The organism is Pararhodobacter zhoushanensis (assembly GCF_003990445.1).
GTDB lineage: Bacteria > Pseudomonadota > Alphaproteobacteria > Rhodobacterales > Rhodobacteraceae > Pararhodobacter > Pararhodobacter zhoushanensis.
Window position 1 is genome coordinate 36,556 of the sequence record NZ_REEZ01000018.1, and the last position, 13,892, is coordinate 50,447.

The 13,892-nt window shown below is 68.0% G+C and carries 17 protein-coding genes and 1 riboswitch; of the genes, 12 read left to right on the forward strand and 5 right to left on the reverse strand.

What is annotated here, in order from left to right:
- Positions 1-87: 87 nt before the first annotated feature.
- Positions 88-819 (reverse strand): cobalt-precorrin-6A reductase, encoded by a 732-nt coding sequence (locus EAE28_RS23040; protein WP_127110738.1) that lies wholly within the window; start codon positions 817-819, stop codon positions 88-90.
- On the opposite strand from EAE28_RS23040, the gene cbiE reads away from it, so the two are divergent.
- From cbiE to EAE28_RS23090, 10 genes are all read left to right on the forward strand, one after another.
- Positions 818-2,017, forward strand: a complete 1,200-nt coding sequence (gene cbiE / locus EAE28_RS23045) for a precorrin-6y C5,15-methyltransferase (decarboxylating) subunit CbiE (protein WP_127110740.1) — start codon at positions 818-820, stop codon at positions 2,015-2,017. The two genes, EAE28_RS23040 and cbiE, sit on opposite strands and share 2 nt — an antisense overlap.
- Positions 2,014-2,361: a cobalamin biosynthesis protein gene (locus EAE28_RS23050; RefSeq protein ID WP_127110776.1), complete on the forward strand. Its 348-nt coding sequence runs from the start codon at positions 2,014-2,016 to the stop codon at positions 2,359-2,361. The genes cbiE and EAE28_RS23050 overlap by 4 nt, the downstream gene beginning before the upstream one ends.
- Complete coding sequence (cobM, locus tag EAE28_RS23055; RefSeq protein WP_127110742.1) at positions 2,358-3,143, forward strand: precorrin-4 C(11)-methyltransferase; 786 nt, start codon at positions 2,358-2,360, stop codon at positions 3,141-3,143. Before EAE28_RS23050 ends, cobM begins: the two co-directional genes overlap by 4 nt.
- On the forward strand, positions 3,140-4,465 hold the full coding sequence (locus tag EAE28_RS23060; RefSeq protein WP_127110744.1) for a cobyrinic acid a,c-diamide synthase CobB: 1,326 nt from the start codon (positions 3,140-3,142) through the stop codon (positions 4,463-4,465). Before cobM ends, EAE28_RS23060 begins: the two co-directional genes overlap by 4 nt.
- Before the next feature lie 39 nt (positions 4,466-4,504).
- Positions 4,505-5,221, forward strand: coding sequence for a uroporphyrinogen-III C-methyltransferase (cobA, locus tag EAE28_RS23065; RefSeq protein WP_127110746.1), 717 nt, complete (start codon positions 4,505-4,507; stop codon positions 5,219-5,221).
- Positions 5,218-5,535, forward strand: a complete 318-nt coding sequence (locus EAE28_RS23070; RefSeq protein ID WP_127110748.1) for a DUF1636 domain-containing protein — start codon at positions 5,218-5,220, stop codon at positions 5,533-5,535. Before cobA ends, EAE28_RS23070 begins: the two co-directional genes overlap by 4 nt.
- Positions 5,536-5,610: 75 nt before the next feature.
- Positions 5,611-5,797: riboswitch (cobalamin riboswitch) on the forward strand.
- A gap of 35 nt (positions 5,798-5,832) precedes the next feature.
- Positions 5,833-5,997 carry a CbtB domain-containing protein gene (locus EAE28_RS23075; protein WP_127110750.1) on the forward strand — a complete coding sequence of 55 codons (165 nt, stop codon included), beginning with the start codon at positions 5,833-5,835 and terminating at the stop codon, positions 5,995-5,997.
- A gap of 15 nt (positions 5,998-6,012) precedes the next feature.
- On the forward strand, positions 6,013-6,735 hold the full coding sequence (locus EAE28_RS23080) for a CbtA family protein (RefSeq protein WP_127110752.1): 723 nt from the start codon (positions 6,013-6,015) through the stop codon (positions 6,733-6,735).
- A complete protein-coding gene (cobF, locus tag EAE28_RS23085; RefSeq protein WP_127110778.1) occupies positions 6,732-7,463 on the forward strand; it encodes a precorrin-6A synthase (deacetylating) in 732 nt (243 codons plus the stop codon). Before EAE28_RS23080 ends, cobF begins: the two co-directional genes overlap by 4 nt.
- A gap of 36 nt (positions 7,464-7,499) precedes the next feature.
- Positions 7,500-8,135 carry a DUF2461 domain-containing protein gene (locus EAE28_RS23090; RefSeq protein WP_127110754.1) on the forward strand — a complete coding sequence of 212 codons (636 nt, stop codon included), beginning with the start codon at positions 7,500-7,502 and terminating at the stop codon, positions 8,133-8,135.
- On the opposite strand, the gene EAE28_RS23095 is transcribed toward EAE28_RS23090, so the two are convergent.
- Positions 8,132-8,836, reverse strand: a complete 705-nt coding sequence (locus EAE28_RS23095; protein WP_127110756.1) for an SDR family NAD(P)-dependent oxidoreductase — start codon at positions 8,834-8,836, stop codon at positions 8,132-8,134. The genes EAE28_RS23090 and EAE28_RS23095 overlap by 4 nt on opposite strands.
- Positions 8,836-9,159, reverse strand: a complete 324-nt coding sequence (locus EAE28_RS23100; protein WP_127110758.1) for a darcynin family protein — start codon at positions 9,157-9,159, stop codon at positions 8,836-8,838. The genes EAE28_RS23095 and EAE28_RS23100 overlap by 1 nt, the downstream gene beginning before the upstream one ends.
- Positions 9,160-9,226: 67 nt before the next feature.
- On the opposite strand from EAE28_RS23100, the gene EAE28_RS23105 reads away from it, so the two are divergent.
- Positions 9,227-9,835, forward strand: coding sequence for a TetR/AcrR family transcriptional regulator (locus EAE28_RS23105; protein WP_127110760.1), 609 nt, complete (start codon positions 9,227-9,229; stop codon positions 9,833-9,835).
- Between the two features lie 120 nt (positions 9,836-9,955).
- On the opposite strand, the gene EAE28_RS23110 is transcribed toward EAE28_RS23105, so the two are convergent.
- Positions 9,956-10,969, reverse strand: coding sequence for a TAXI family TRAP transporter solute-binding subunit (locus tag EAE28_RS23110; RefSeq protein ID WP_127110762.1), 1,014 nt, complete (start codon positions 10,967-10,969; stop codon positions 9,956-9,958).
- A 44-nt stretch (positions 10,970-11,013) separates the two neighbouring features.
- Positions 11,014-12,912 (reverse strand): TRAP transporter permease, encoded by a 1,899-nt coding sequence (locus EAE28_RS23115; protein WP_127110764.1) that lies wholly within the window; start codon positions 12,910-12,912, stop codon positions 11,014-11,016.
- 104 nt (positions 12,913-13,016) lie between these two features.
- Here EAE28_RS23115 and EAE28_RS23120 point away from each other — a divergent pair, with 104 nt between their 5' ends.
- Positions 13,017-13,796, forward strand: coding sequence for an IclR family transcriptional regulator domain-containing protein (locus EAE28_RS23120; protein WP_127110766.1), 780 nt, complete (start codon positions 13,017-13,019; stop codon positions 13,794-13,796).
- The last annotated feature ends 96 nt before the right edge of the window (positions 13,797-13,892 follow it).

A 13,892-nucleotide genomic window follows, 5' to 3' on the forward strand; every position in this document is an offset into this window, starting at 1 on the left:
CGCCGGGCCGGGCAAGGGGGGCCTTCTGCCCCCCTCGGGCCGTTCCGGCCCTTCACCCCCCGAGGATATTTTGGGCATAAAGTTGTGTCAGGCGGTCAGCCAGTTGAGGACCGTTGCGATGTCATGAGTTTCGTGGCGCGGCGGCAAGGCAGGGCGGTCGATCATCAGGACCGGGAGATTGAGCGCGCGGGCGGCTTCGAGTTTCGAGACCGAGCCGGTGCCGCCGGCATTCTTGGACACGACAAGGTCGATGGCATGGTCGCGCATCAGCTGTTCGTCGGCTTGGGCGCTGAACGGGCCTCGGTCCACGACGATGGTGTGACGGGGCAGCGGCGGTGTTTCGCCCGGCTCATCGACCAGACGCAGCAGGTAGTGGTGCTGGGGCTGGGGCGCGAACTCGGCCAGATGCATGCGGCCGATAGCCAGCATGACGTTTTGCGGCGGCCCGCTGAGCGCCGCGACCGCCGCCGCCATATCCGGCACGCGCTGCCAGCGGTCCCCGGGACCGGGCTGCCACGCCGGGCGGGTCAGCGCGATCAGCGGCACGCCGGTTTGCGCGCAGGCCTGCACCGCGTTGCCGCTCATCTGCGCGGCGAAGGGATGGGTAGCGTCGACCACATGGGTGATGGCAGTGTCGTGCAGATAGGCGATCAGGCCCGGCACCCCGCCAAAGCCGCCGATGCGCACCGGGATCGGCTGCGGTTTGGGCCGCTCGACCCTGCCCATGTAGGACAGCACCGCGTCATGGCCCGCGTCGGCCAGCGCGCGGGCAAGGGCGCTGGCCTCGGTCGTGCCCCCAAGGACGAGGATTTTCGGCATGGCTGAGGCTCCGTGGCTGACCATCGTGGGTTTGGGCGAAGATGGCCTGGCCGGGCTGACGGATGCAACCCGTGCCGCGCTGGACGCGGCCGAGATTGTCACCGGCGCGGCGCGGCATCTGGCGTTGTTGCCGGGGCTGGCGGCGGAAGGGCGGGTCTGGCCGGTGCCCTTTGCCGACGGGATCGCGCCCCTGCTCGCGCTGCGCGGACGGCGGGTGGTGATGCTGGCCTCGGGCGATCCGTTCTGGTTCGGGGCCGGGACGGTGCTGGCCCGGGCGTTGGAGCCGGGCGAGTGGGTGGCGCATCCCGGACCGTCCTGCTTTGCGCTGGCGGCGGCGCGGCTGGGCTGGGGGCTGGAGAGCACGGCGGTGCTGGGGCTGCATGCGGCACCGCTTGCGCGGTTGCGGCCGGTGCTGGCACCGGGGGCGCGGGTGTTGGTGACGCTGCGCGACGGGGCGGCGGTGGCGGGGCTGGCGGCGTATCTGGACGGCGCGGGGTTCGGCGCGAGCGTCTTGCAGGTGCTGGAGGCGCTGGGCGGGCCGCAGGAGCGGGTGCGGCGGGTAATAGCCGGAGAGTATGCGCTGGCGGATGTGCGGCATCCGGTTGTGATAGGGATCGAGGTTGCCGGGGATGGCGCGGTGCTGGGATTGGCATCCGGCCGCGCGGACGACTGGTTCGCGCATGACGGGCAGATCACCAAGCGCCCGGTGCGGGCGCTGGCCCTGTCGGCACTGGCACCGCGCGCCGGGGAGTTGCTGTGGGATATTGGCGCAGGGTCGGGGTCCGTCGGGATCGAGTGGTTGCTGAGCCATCCGTCGATGCGGGCGATTGGATTTGAGGGCGATCTTGCGCGTGCCGCACGGGCGCGGGAGAACGCGCTGGCGCTGGGGGTGGAGCGGCTGGAGATCGTCGAGGGGCGCGCGCCGGACGTGTTGAACGGGCAGCCTTTGCCGGATGCGGTGTTCATCGGAGGTGGGCTGTCGCAGGCGTTGTTGGAGGCGCTGTTCGCGCAGCTGCGGGCGGGAACACGGCTGGTGGCGCATGCGGTGACGTTGGAGTCCGAGGTGTTGCTGGCGCAATGGCAGGCGGCGAAGGGTGGTTCGTTGCTGAGGGTCGAACTGGCCGAGGCGGCGGCACTGGGCACGCGGCGGGGCTGGAAGTCGGCGTATCCCATCGTGCAGTGGAGCGTCACGCTGTGATCGTCGCGGGGTTCGGTTTCACTTCCAGCGCAACGCTTGCCTCGCTGCAATCGGCGCTCCACGCGACCGGCCAGCAACCGCAGGCGCTGGCGACGCTGGCGGACAAGGCCCCCACCCTCGAAGCACTGGCAGACCATCTGAACCTGCCACTGATCCCCGTCTCTGGCCCGCTGCCCGAGACCGAAACCCAATCCCCCGCCAGCCTTGCCGCGCGCCAGACCGGCAGCGTCGCCGAGGCCTGCGCGCTTGCCGCCGCCGGGCCGGGGGCGTATCTGCTGGCCGGCCGCGTGATATCCGCCGACCGGCTGGCAACCTGCGCCATCGCGAAAGGACCAAACCCATGACCGTACACTTCGTCGGCGCCGGACCGGGCGCGCCCGATCTGCTCACCCTGCGTGGCCGCGACATCATCGCGGCCAGCCCGGTGTGCCTGTATGCGGGCTCGCTGGTGCCCGAGGCGATCCTGAGCCACTGCCCGCAAGGCGCGCGGATCGTCAACACCGCGCCCTTGTCGCTGGATCAGATCATGGAGGAAATCAGCGCGGCGCATGCCGAAGGGCTGGACGTGGTGCGCCTGCATTCGGGCGATCTATCGGTCTGGTCGGCGATGGGCGAGCAGTTGCGGCGGCTCAAGGCGTTGGGCATTCCGTTTACCGTGACGCCAGGGGTGCCGTCCTTTGCAGCGGCGGCGGCGGCGCTGGGTACGGAACTGACCCTGCCGGGCATCGCGCAATCGCTGGTGCTGACCCGCACGCCGGGCCGTGCCAGCGCGATGCCCGAGGGTGAGACGCTGGCGAATTTCGCGGCGACCGGGGCGACGCTGGCGATCCATCTGTCGATCCATAACCTTGCGCAGACCGTGACCGATCTGACGCCGGGCTATGGCGCGGACTGCCCGGTGGCGGTGGTCTGGCGGGCGAGCTGGCCCGAACAACGCATCGTGCGCGGGACGCTGGAAACCATCGAGGCGCTGGTCGCCGGGTCGATGGAACGCACCGCACTGATCCTTGTGGGGCGGGCACTGGCTGGGGAAGGCTTTGCCGAAAGCAGCCTCTATGCAACGGAATACGACCGCCGTTTCCGCCCGCAAAGCGCCGATTCGATCTATGCGGACAGCAAGGAATGAGCGTCCCGGGTCTGATGATCTCGGCCCCCGCCTCGGGCACCGGCAAGACCACGGTCATGCTGGGCCTGTTGCGCGCGCTGTCCGAGGACGGGCTGGTCGTGCAGCCGTTCAAATCCGGCCCTGATTATATTGATCCTGCGTTTCACCGCGCGGCTTGCGGGCGGGCGTCGTTCAATCTGGATACGTGGTCGATGGGGCCGGGGCTGTTCGACGCCATCGCGGCCGAGGCGGCGGGGGCGGATATTGTCGTCGCTGAGGGCTCGATGGGGCTTTACGACGGTGTAGCCTTTGCGGGCGCGACCGGGCACGGGTCCAGCGCCGAGACGGCGCGGCGGATGGGCTGGCCGGTGGTGCTTGTGATCGACGTGTCGGGACAGGCGCAGAGTGCGGCTGCGACGGCGCTGGGATTTGCGAAATATGCGCCTGATCTGCCGTTTGCGGGGGTGATCCTGAACAGGGTTGCCTCGCCCCGGCACGAGCGGCTGGCGCGGCTGGGGATGGAGGCGGTGGGCCTCAACGTGCTGGGCGTGCTGCCCCGGCGCGGCGATCTAAAGCTGCCCGAGCGGCATCTGGGGCTGGTGCAGGCGGTCGAACATCCCGATCTGGACCGCGCGATTGCGGATTATGCAGCGTTCCTGCGCGAGAATGTCGATCTGGGTGCGATCCGGGCGGCGGCGGGAGGTGGGGCGGCAAGTGGGTTGAAAACCCACCCTACGGGGTTGCGCATTAGCCCGCCGGCGCAGCGCATTGCGCTGGCGCAGGATGCGGCGTTTTCCTTTGCCTATCCGCATCAGGTCGAGGGCTGGCGGCGCGCGGGGGCCGAGATCCTGCCGTTCTCGCCGCTGGCGGATGAGGCGCCTGACAGCAGCGCCGATCTGGTCTGGCTGCCGGGCGGCTATCCTGAACTGCACGCAGGCGTTCTGGCTGGCGCTGACCGGTTCCGCGCGGCGCTGCGCGTTCATGCCGAGACCCGGCCCGTGCATGGCGAATGCGGGGGGTATATGGCGCTGGGTGAGGGGTTGGTGGACAAGGCGGGCACGCGGCACCGGATGGCCGGGCTGTTGGGACTGGTCACCAGCTATGAGACGCGCAAGATGCATCTGGGCTATCGCCGTGCGGTGCTGACGGCGGATATGCCGGGGTTTGCAGCGGGGGCGGTTCTGCGGGGGCACGAGTTCCATTACTCGACGATTCTGGAGCAACCGGATGCGCCGCTGGCGGCGGTAACCGATGCCGAGGGCGCGGCGGTGCCAGAGACGGGATCGCGGCGCGGGCGGGTGACGGGGACGTTCTTTCACCTGATCGCGCAGGACGGGGTTTAAGAAAAAGATGCGTATTTTCAGCAAGATGAAAGGGCGGGGATGAGTGGGTTCGTGTCCTTTGTCGGCTCGGGTCCGGGCGATCCTGAGTTGTTGACCGTGAAGGCGGTGAACCGGATAAAGGCCGCCGAGGCGATCTTGTTTGATGACCTGTCGGCGGGGGCGATTCTGGAGCTGGCCAATCCGGCGGCCGAGCTGGTCGCGGTGGGCAAGCGGGCGGGCCGCCCCTCGCCCAAGCAGGACCATGTCAGCCGGTTGCTGGTCGATTACGCCCAAGGCGGCGCGCGGGTGGTGCGGCTGAAATCGGGCGATCCGGGGATCTTCGGGCGGCTTGAGGAAGAGATCACCGCGCTGCGGGCGGCGGGGATCGGGTTCGAGATCATTCCCGGCATCACCTCGGCCTCGGCGGCGGCGGCGGCGGCGGGCATCCCGCTGACCCGGCGGCTGGAGGCGCGGCGCGTACAGTATGTGACCGGGCATGATGTGACCGGCGGGCTGCCCGAGGGGCTGAACCTTGCCGCGCTGGCCGATCCACAGGCGACCACGGTGGTCTTCATGCCCAAGCGCACCTTCGCGAAGCTGGCCGAGATGCTTCTGGCGGCAGGCCTGCCAGGCGACACCCCTGCCCTGCTGGCGGAAAACGTCAGCCACCCCGACCAGCGCCTGACCCGCTCGACCGTGGCCGGACTGGCGGCGGTGCTCGAGCAGGCCGACGGGCGCGCGCCGGGGTTGATCCTGTACGGGCCGCTGTCAGTATGAAGGTCACCCTGTGCCATACCTGCGCTTTGGGGCGCGGGGGCTTTACGCCAAAGCTGGCACAGGCGCTGGACGCGGCAGGCGTCTCAGCCGAGGTGGGCACGGTCGAGTGCCTCTCGGGCTGCATGCGCCCTTCCTCGGTGGCATTCCGCGCACCCGGCAAGACGGCCTATCTGTTCGGCGATCTGACCGAGGCGGATCTGGCCGACCTCACCCGCTTTGCCCGGCTCTACGCCCAATCCCCCGACGGGCAGTTCGCCGATGCCCGTCCGCTGGGCGCTCTGCGCTTCAAGGCACTGGCCCGCATCCCCGGATAGCGACACCAAACGCCCAAACGTCGCGAACGGCTGACGCAGTGCCGCGATCCGCCTTGACCGCAGGGGTCTCTTCCGGCAATTGTGGACCGGTCAGGTGCCCCGCCTTGGGGCTGAAACGGGAACGGGGTGAAATGCCCCGGCCGCCCCCGCGACTGTCAGCGACGAGCTGGCTGCCATCATGCCACTGTTCCAGCCGGGACGGGAAGGCGGCAGTCCGCAGCGACCCGCGAGCCAGGAGACCGGCCAGACACGCGAGAACTGGAAATCGCCGTCGGAGGGACGGCAAGGAGAGTAAACATGACCACGACGACCCAAACCAAAACCCAATCGCTGCTGGCCCCGATCCTTGGCATGGCCGTGATCGGTCTGACCGTGCTGCTGGCCGTCGGCCACGCGCAATCGGCGACCCTGCATGACGCGGCGCATGACATGCGTCACGCCACCGGCTTCCCCTGCCACTGAGCAGCGCAGCCTGACATGTTTCAAAAAATGATGACCGGCGCGTTGATCGCCGGTATTGCGGCGGGGCTGCTTGCAGCCGTGCTGCATTTCGCGTTTGTTCAAAGCTATATCCTGCTGGGCGAACAGTATGAAACCGGCGAGCTGGTGCATTTCCAGACGCCTGCCGATCACGCCACCGAGGATCATGCCGCCGTGGCAGAGCATGATCACGGCAGCCACGAGCATGGCGATGAGCCGAGCGTCCTGCAGCGCAACGCGCTGACGGTGGGCTTCACGGTTCTGCTCTATGTCGCCTACGGCATGCTGCTGACCGCAGGCTTTGCCATCGCCGCGCAGTTTGGCCGCAAGATCACTGCGACCGAGGGTGCGCTCTGGGGTCTGGCCGGGTTCGTCGCCTTCCAGATGGCGCCGGGCATGGGGCTGGCCCCTGAACTGCCGGGCAGCGCTGCCGCTGATCTGACATCGCGCCAGATCTGGTGGTGGGGCACGGTTGTCGCCACCGGCGGCGGGCTGGCCTTGCTGGCCTATGGCCGCAGCATCCTGACCGTCGTGGCCGGGATCGTCCTGCTGGCGCTGCCGCATGTCATCGGTGCGCCGCTTCTGGATGCCTATTACGGTTATGCCCCGACCGAAGTGGGCGCGATCTTCTCGTCGCGCGTGCTGGGCGTTGGTCTGGTGGTCTGGGTTGTGCTGGGCTGGCTGGCCGGGCGGCAATGGGACCGTGGCGCGGCGGCATGATCGCGCTGGATCTGATCGGCATCGGCACCGGCGACCCTGAGCACGTCACGCTGGCGGCGATCCGGGCGATGACGCAAGCCGATCTGATCCTTCTGCCCCGCAAGGGCGATGAGAAAAGCGATCTGGCGGACCTGCGCCGCCAGATCTGCGCGGCCCACCTGACCGATCTGTCGCGGGTGGTCGAGTTCGACCTGCCCCTGCGCGACGCCAACACAGCCTATCTCGACGCGGTCAACGACTGGCACGACGCCATAGCCGCCCGTTGGAAAGCCACGATCGACGCGCATCTGCCGAATGGCGGGCGCGTCGCGCTCTTGGTCTGGGGCGACCCCTCGCTCTACGATTCCACCCTGCGCATCGCGGCCCGGCTGGGGATCACGCCGCGCGTGGTGCCCGGCGTGACCTCGCTGTCGGTGCTGACCGCTGCCCACGCCATCCCGCTCAACGACCTTGGCGCGCCGGTGGTGATCACCACCGGGCGACGGCTGCGCGATGGCGGCTGGCCCGCGGGCGCGGATGCCGTGGCGGTGATGCTGGATGCGGGCGGGGCGTTTTCAGCGCTGGACCCAACCGGCGTGACGATCTGGTGGGGCGCCTATCTGGGCATGCCGCATCAGGCGCTGATCCACGGGCCGCTGGCCGAGGTTGCCGAGCAGATCCTCGACACCCGCGCCGCCCTCAGGGCGCAGCATGGCTGGATCATGGACATCTACCTCTTGCACCGATGAGCCGCCGCGCGGCATCCTGAACGCAGGAGGCCGCCGATGTTCGATGCCGAAACCCTCACCTTCCTGACCGACCTGCGCGCCAACAACAGCCGCGACTGGTTCATCGCCCATCGCGGGCGCTATGACGCCCATGTCGCGGGCCCGGTCCGCGCGTTTTGCGATGCGCTCAGCGCCGAGCTTGAGCGCCGTGCGGGCGGGCCGGTCACCGCCAAGTTCTATCGCCTGAATCGCGATCTGCGCTTTGCCAAGGACAAGACGCCCTACAACACGCATGTCCACCTGAGCTTTACCGCCCCTGACGTGCCCTTCGCATGGATGGTCGGGCTGGAGCCAGGGCAGCTGACGCTGGGTTTCGGCGCCTTTGCGTTCCCGCCCGCGCTGCTGTCGCGCTGGCGCGCGGCGGTTGATGGCCCGGCGGGCAGCGAGTTGGCAGAACGGCTGGATGCGATGCGCGCCAAGGGGCTGCGGATCAGCGCGCCCGAGCTGAAACGCACGCCCGCGCCTTTCGACGCCGATCACCCCAATGCCCAACTGCTGCGGCACAAATCGCTGGCGGTGTGGAACGATAGCCTTGGTGTTGACGCGGCCTTTGGCGCTGACGCGCCGCAGCGGCTGGCCGGTGAGATGACGGCTTTCGAGCCGCTGCGCGCTTGGCTGATCGCCCATATCTAGCGCAAGATCCGCGCCGCCATGCCCGGCGAGATCCGGTTGACCACCCGCAGCAGCTTCGTGCGCTCGACCCAGATCTCGCGCTTGCCCGCCGCGATCCCCGCCAGAACCTCGCGCGCTGCCGCCTCGGGCGCAAGTTTGCGCAGCGGATCGCCGTGCGACAGCGTGGTATCGACCAGCGTCATGATCGCCTCGCTCACCTGAATACCGCGCTGCGCGTCGTCGAGCTGATAGCGCAACGCCTTGGTGAAGGCGCGCAGACCGGCCTTGGTGGCGCAGTAGGTCGCGGCCTCGGCCGTCGGCTGAATCGCCAGCCCCGAGGTGACGTTGCAGATCACCCCGCCCGGTGGCAGATGCGGCAGCATCGCCACGCACATGCCAATGGGCGCGGTCAGGTTGATCGCCACCTCGCGTCTGATCGCGGCGGCATGGGCGGGGTCGGTGGTGGTGTACCGGGTGTGCTCCATCACGGCGGCGTTGTTGATCAGGACCGAGCAGTCGGGATGCGCGCGCGCCACCCAATCCGCTATGGCCTCAGCCGCGCCCGGCTCGGCCAGATCGACGGCAAAGCTGTCGAAACCCGGCACCGGCTGGCGCGCCACCGCCAGCACCTGCGCGCCCGCCTGCGCCAATTGCGCCGCCATCGCCCGCCCGATCCCGCGCGACGCGCCGGTCAGCAGCACGATTTTTCCCGCGAAACCCATCACGCGGCCTCGGGCGCGTAGCGGCGAAAGCCGTCTTCGATGGCGGGCACGATCGCGACCAGCTCGAAATAGGGCACCGCCAGCAGCGCCGAATCGCGCAGCCGGTCGATGGCGCGGGACCAGCCGGGCAGGTCCGCGGTCTCAACCATCAGCACATCCGAGCAATGGGTGCCGAACGCTTCGGCATCGAAAAACCGCACCGGGCCAAGCTCGGCGAGGCCAGTTGCCGCCAGCACCTCGGCCCCCAGCGCATTGCGCTGATCGCGGGGAAGGGCCAGCCATTCGGGACGGGCGCGGAGCAGAAGGAAGAACGTCAGGGTCATCGGCTTGTCCTTTCAATTGATGACAGGCAGAATGTGAGCAATCCCTCAGCTTTCCAACTCGCATCCCATGACCGCCCCGACACCGCGCAAATCCCCCCGCCAGCAACGCGCGCACGCCACCTGCGCCGCGATCCTTGAAGCCACGGCTCGCATTCTGGAAAGCGCGGGGCCTGAGGCCCTGACCACGAATCGGATTGCCGAGGTGGCGGGTGTCTCCATCGGCTCGCTCTACCAGTACTACCCCGCCAAACAGGCGATTCTGGCCGAACTGGTCCGCGCCCAGCGCGCCGCCTTGCTGACAGACCTGCAAGACGCGGTGCAGCAGGCCGCCGGGCTGGACCTGCGCGCCACGGTGCCGCTGCTGATCGCGGCCTCGCTCAAGCACCACGCGCACCGCCCCTTGCTCGCACAGCGGCTGGAGGCTGCGGAGAAGACACTGGCGCTGGATGCGGAAACCGCCGCGCTCAAGGCGCAGATCGACGCGCTGGTGGTGAAAGTGCTGGCGCAGCGCGGCGTCGCGGACCCGCGACAGGCGGCATTCGATCTGGCGGCGATGGTGACCGGCTGGGCGGATGCTGCGGTGATGGCGGGCGACAGCGACACCGTGGCGCTGGCCGAGCGAATGACGCGTGCCGCCAACGGCTATCTGGGACTGGCGCCCGGATCGGTGCGCTGAAGCGCACCCTACGCTGCTTGGGGTAGGGTGCGCTTCAGCGCACCGCTGTCACGCAAAGCGGGGCCAAACAAAACGGGGGCAGTCGCCCGCCCCCGTCTTATCGTGTTCAACCCGGCTCGCTTACATCGGGCGCAGGGCGTCGGGGATCTCCATCCCGATCTCTTCGTAATAGCGCAGCGCCCCCGGATGCAGCGGCAGGTTCAGCGCGTCCAGCGCATGATCCAGCTGGATCGCGCGCAGCCACGGTGCCGAGGAACCCATGCCCTCAACCCCTTCCCAGAAGGCCTTGGTCATCGCATAGACCACGTCCGCATCGACATGTTCGCCCGCGCCGATGCCGACGATCGAACCGGGGACCGTCACCGACTCGGTGTTGACCTGCCCGTCGCCATAGATCCCTGCCGGGATCTCGACCAGCACGCCGCCCGGACGGTTCATGATTGCCTGCACCGCCGGCATCGCCAGTTGTTCAGGCGTCAGGCCCAGAAAGCGGATATCGCGGGTCAGCGCCATCTGCTGGATCACCGGCGAGGGGGCCAGCGTCGAGTTGATGTAAACGTCGATCCGCCCGTCCTGAAACGCCTGCGCAGCAGCGTCCCACCCCAGTTGCACCTGATCATAATCGGTGCCCGCGACCAGCCCGGTCGCAGCCTCGACCGTGCGCTGCATGATCGCCGTTGCGCCGCCACCCGGCGGGCCGAGGAAGACGGAATGTCCGCGCAGATCATCCAGCGATTCGATGCCGGAATCCGCGTAAGTGGTGATGTGATACGGCCCCAGCGGGAAGGCCAGAACGGCGCGCAGATGCGTCGACAGCTCGGCCGCCTGCGGGATATTGGCGTACATCGCCTGACCGCCAATCATCAGCTGGTGCACGCTGGCCGACCACATGAAGAAGTCCAGCTGCCCCGCGCCTGCTTCCAGCGCATGCTGGGTCGCGGCACCCGTGGCGTTGACCTGAACCTCGACATCGGGCAGCGCGTCATTGACGATCTGCGCGAAGGTGCTCATCACCAGATAGGGCGACGAGCCAGGGCCAAGCGTTGCCAGACGGAAGTATTCCTGCGCCTGAGCGGGTCCGGCAAGGGCCGCAAGCCCCAGCGCGAAACCGGCAATCGTGTGTCTCAGTTTCATTGTCTTTTCTCCCAGTTGCGCGGGCCTCCCGCCCGCTTTCTCCGTCAGGCCGCCACGGGTCTTTCGCGGCGGATCGTGTCTTGGGCCACCAGCCCCAGCGCCAGCGCCGTGGCGCCCACTTCGACCCACATGTCCGGCACCAGCACGCCAAAGCCCAGCGCCAGCCGCAGGGCGCGTTGCCCCATGCCCAGCCGGGCCGAGGACACGCCGGTGAACCCGGTCGAGAACATCCAGATCGCCAGCGACAGCCGCAGGCAGATCCACAGGAAGCTCACCCAGTCAAAGCCGATGACCAGCGACAGCGACGGGTTGTAGACCAGCGCGAAGGGGATCACGAAGCCGATCAGCGCCACGCGGCAGGCGTCGATCCCGATCAGCACGGGATTGGCCCGCGCGATGGGCGCCGCCGCAAAGGCGGCAATCGCCACCGGCGGTGTGATCGCGCTGAGCACGCCGTAATAAACCACGAACAGGTGGGCGATCAGCATCGGCACGCCCATATGCTCGATCGCCGGACCCATCACCAGAATGACGATCAGATAGGCCGGAACCGTCGGCATCCCCATGCCCAGCACCAGCGAGCCCAGCATCATCATCACCAGCGCCAGAAACAGCGAATCCCCGGCGATGACCCGGATCACACCGGCAAAGCGCAGGCCCAGTCCGGTCATGTTCATCACCCCGATCACGATGCCGATGGACGCCACCGCAACGAGGATCTGCGCCGATGCCTGCCCGCCCTGCCGCAACGCCTCGATCAGCATCATCGGCTTGCGGCGCAGCTCGGGGTTCAGGATAAAGCCCAGCACCACGGCAATCGGCACCGCCAGAAATCCGGCCATCGCGGCCGAGCGTCCAGACAACAGAACCGTCACCATCACCGCCAGCGGGACGACGAAGCACAAGGCCATCCACCAGTCGTGGCGCTCGATCTTGGGGATCTCGGACTTCGGCAAGGGCTCGATCCCCCGGCGCACGGCTTCCAGATGCACGGCCACGAAGAGCGAGACGTAATAGAACAGCGCGGGCAACAACGCCGCGATACAGATGGTCAGATAGGGAATCCCCGTCACATCCGACATGATGAAGGCCACAGCCCCCATGATCGGCGGCATGAACTGCCCGCCCGCACTGGCCGCTGCCTCAACCCCGCCCGCATAGCGCGGCGGAAACCCCCGGCGGATGATCATCGGAATGGTCATCACCCCGGTGCCCACCACGTTGCCGCTGACCGAACCGGACATGGTGCCAAACACGCCACTGGCGGCAATCGCCGCATGGGCCGGGCCACCGCGGAAACGTCCGGTGGCGGCGAAGGCGAATTTCAGCAATACCGGCCCCGCGCCAATGCCCTCCAGCAGGGCACCAAAGACGATATAGACCAGAATCAGCGTCACCACGACCGATAGCGGCCCGCCGAACACCCCGTCGAACGAGTACCAGACGACCTGCATCACCTGTTGCAGCGAATAGCCGCCATGGCGGAAAATCCACGGCAGGCTGTCGCCATAGAGTGCATAGCCCAGTGTCAGCAGACACACGATGACCAGCGGCAAGCCAAAGGCCCGGCGCGTCGCTTCAAGCAGCACGGCCAGACCGATGACGCCCACCCAGATATCTTGCTTGGAAAAGAAATACAGACCGGTTTCCAGCGCTGTGCCGATCTCGAAATAGCGCGTGACCGACAGCGCCAGACCGGCGAGCAGGGCAATATCCAGCGCCCACAGCCAACGCCCCCATTTCGGGCCGTCGAACCGGACGGCGGCCACCGTTACGGTCGCAATGGCTGCCGCCAACGCATAGGTTCCGACGCGCAACAGCGTCTCGTTGAAACTGCCGAATCCCGCAACCCAGATGCCGATAAGCGCCAAAACAATGGCCCCCACCGCCTGAACGGCGATCACGACCGTGCGCAGCGGCCTGCGCGCCGTGGTGTCTGACATGGAAACTCCTCCTGCCCCGATCATAGGCACAGCCCCCCTCGCGCCCCAACTCGTTTCGTGGCAAGTTTCACACTGTGGCACAGGGAGTCGGAGGAGCAGCGCCCATGGTCAAGCAGATCGAATCGCTTGGACGCGGCCTCAGGGTGCTGGGCATCCTCGAAGGCGGCGGGGCCTATTCGCTGACTGACCTCGCACAGCGCACCGAGTTGCCGAAATCCACCCTGCTGCGCATGCTCGAGACTCTGCGCACCGGCGGGTTTGCCCGGCGGCGGCGGACCGACGGGCATTGGCAGGCCAGCCTCAGCCGCTTCAACGGCGGCGACCCGCGCAGCGATATTCTGGCCGATACCGTCGCCCCGGTGCTGGACGAACTCTGCGGCAAGATCGCCTGGCCATCCGACGTGGGCATCTATGACAAGGGCGGCATCCGGGTGCTGGAAAGCTCGCGCCGCCTGTCACCCTTTGTCGTCAACCGCGACGTTGTCGCCCGGCATATTCACGTGCTGCCTTCGGCGATGGGCCGCGCGATTCTGGCCTGGAGCAGTCCTGCCCGGCTGGACGAGATCCTTGCAGAACTGTCCCACAACAGCGCCCGCCCCGAGAGCATGGCCCGCGACCGCGCCGCCGTTCAGACCCTGATCGACGAGACCCGCGCGCGCGGCTATGCAACGCGCCAACTCGGCTATTTCGTCACTGCCCCCAGCGAGGCCAAGGTGATGGCGATGGCCGTGCCGGTGATGGTCTTCGGCGAACCGATCGCGGCGATCAACGTTGTCTGGATCGGCACCGCGATGAGCGAAGAAGACTTCGCGCGCCTCCATCTGTCGCGCCTGCGCGACGCGGCCAGTTCCATCGCCGTCAAGATGGGCGACGGCACCCGCTAGGCTGGGCGGCCTGCCGCTGGGGTAGGGTGCGCTTCAGCGCACCGGGGGCGGCTGGGTGATTCGGCGGCACGGCGCGCTTGGCCCCCCATCCCCTTT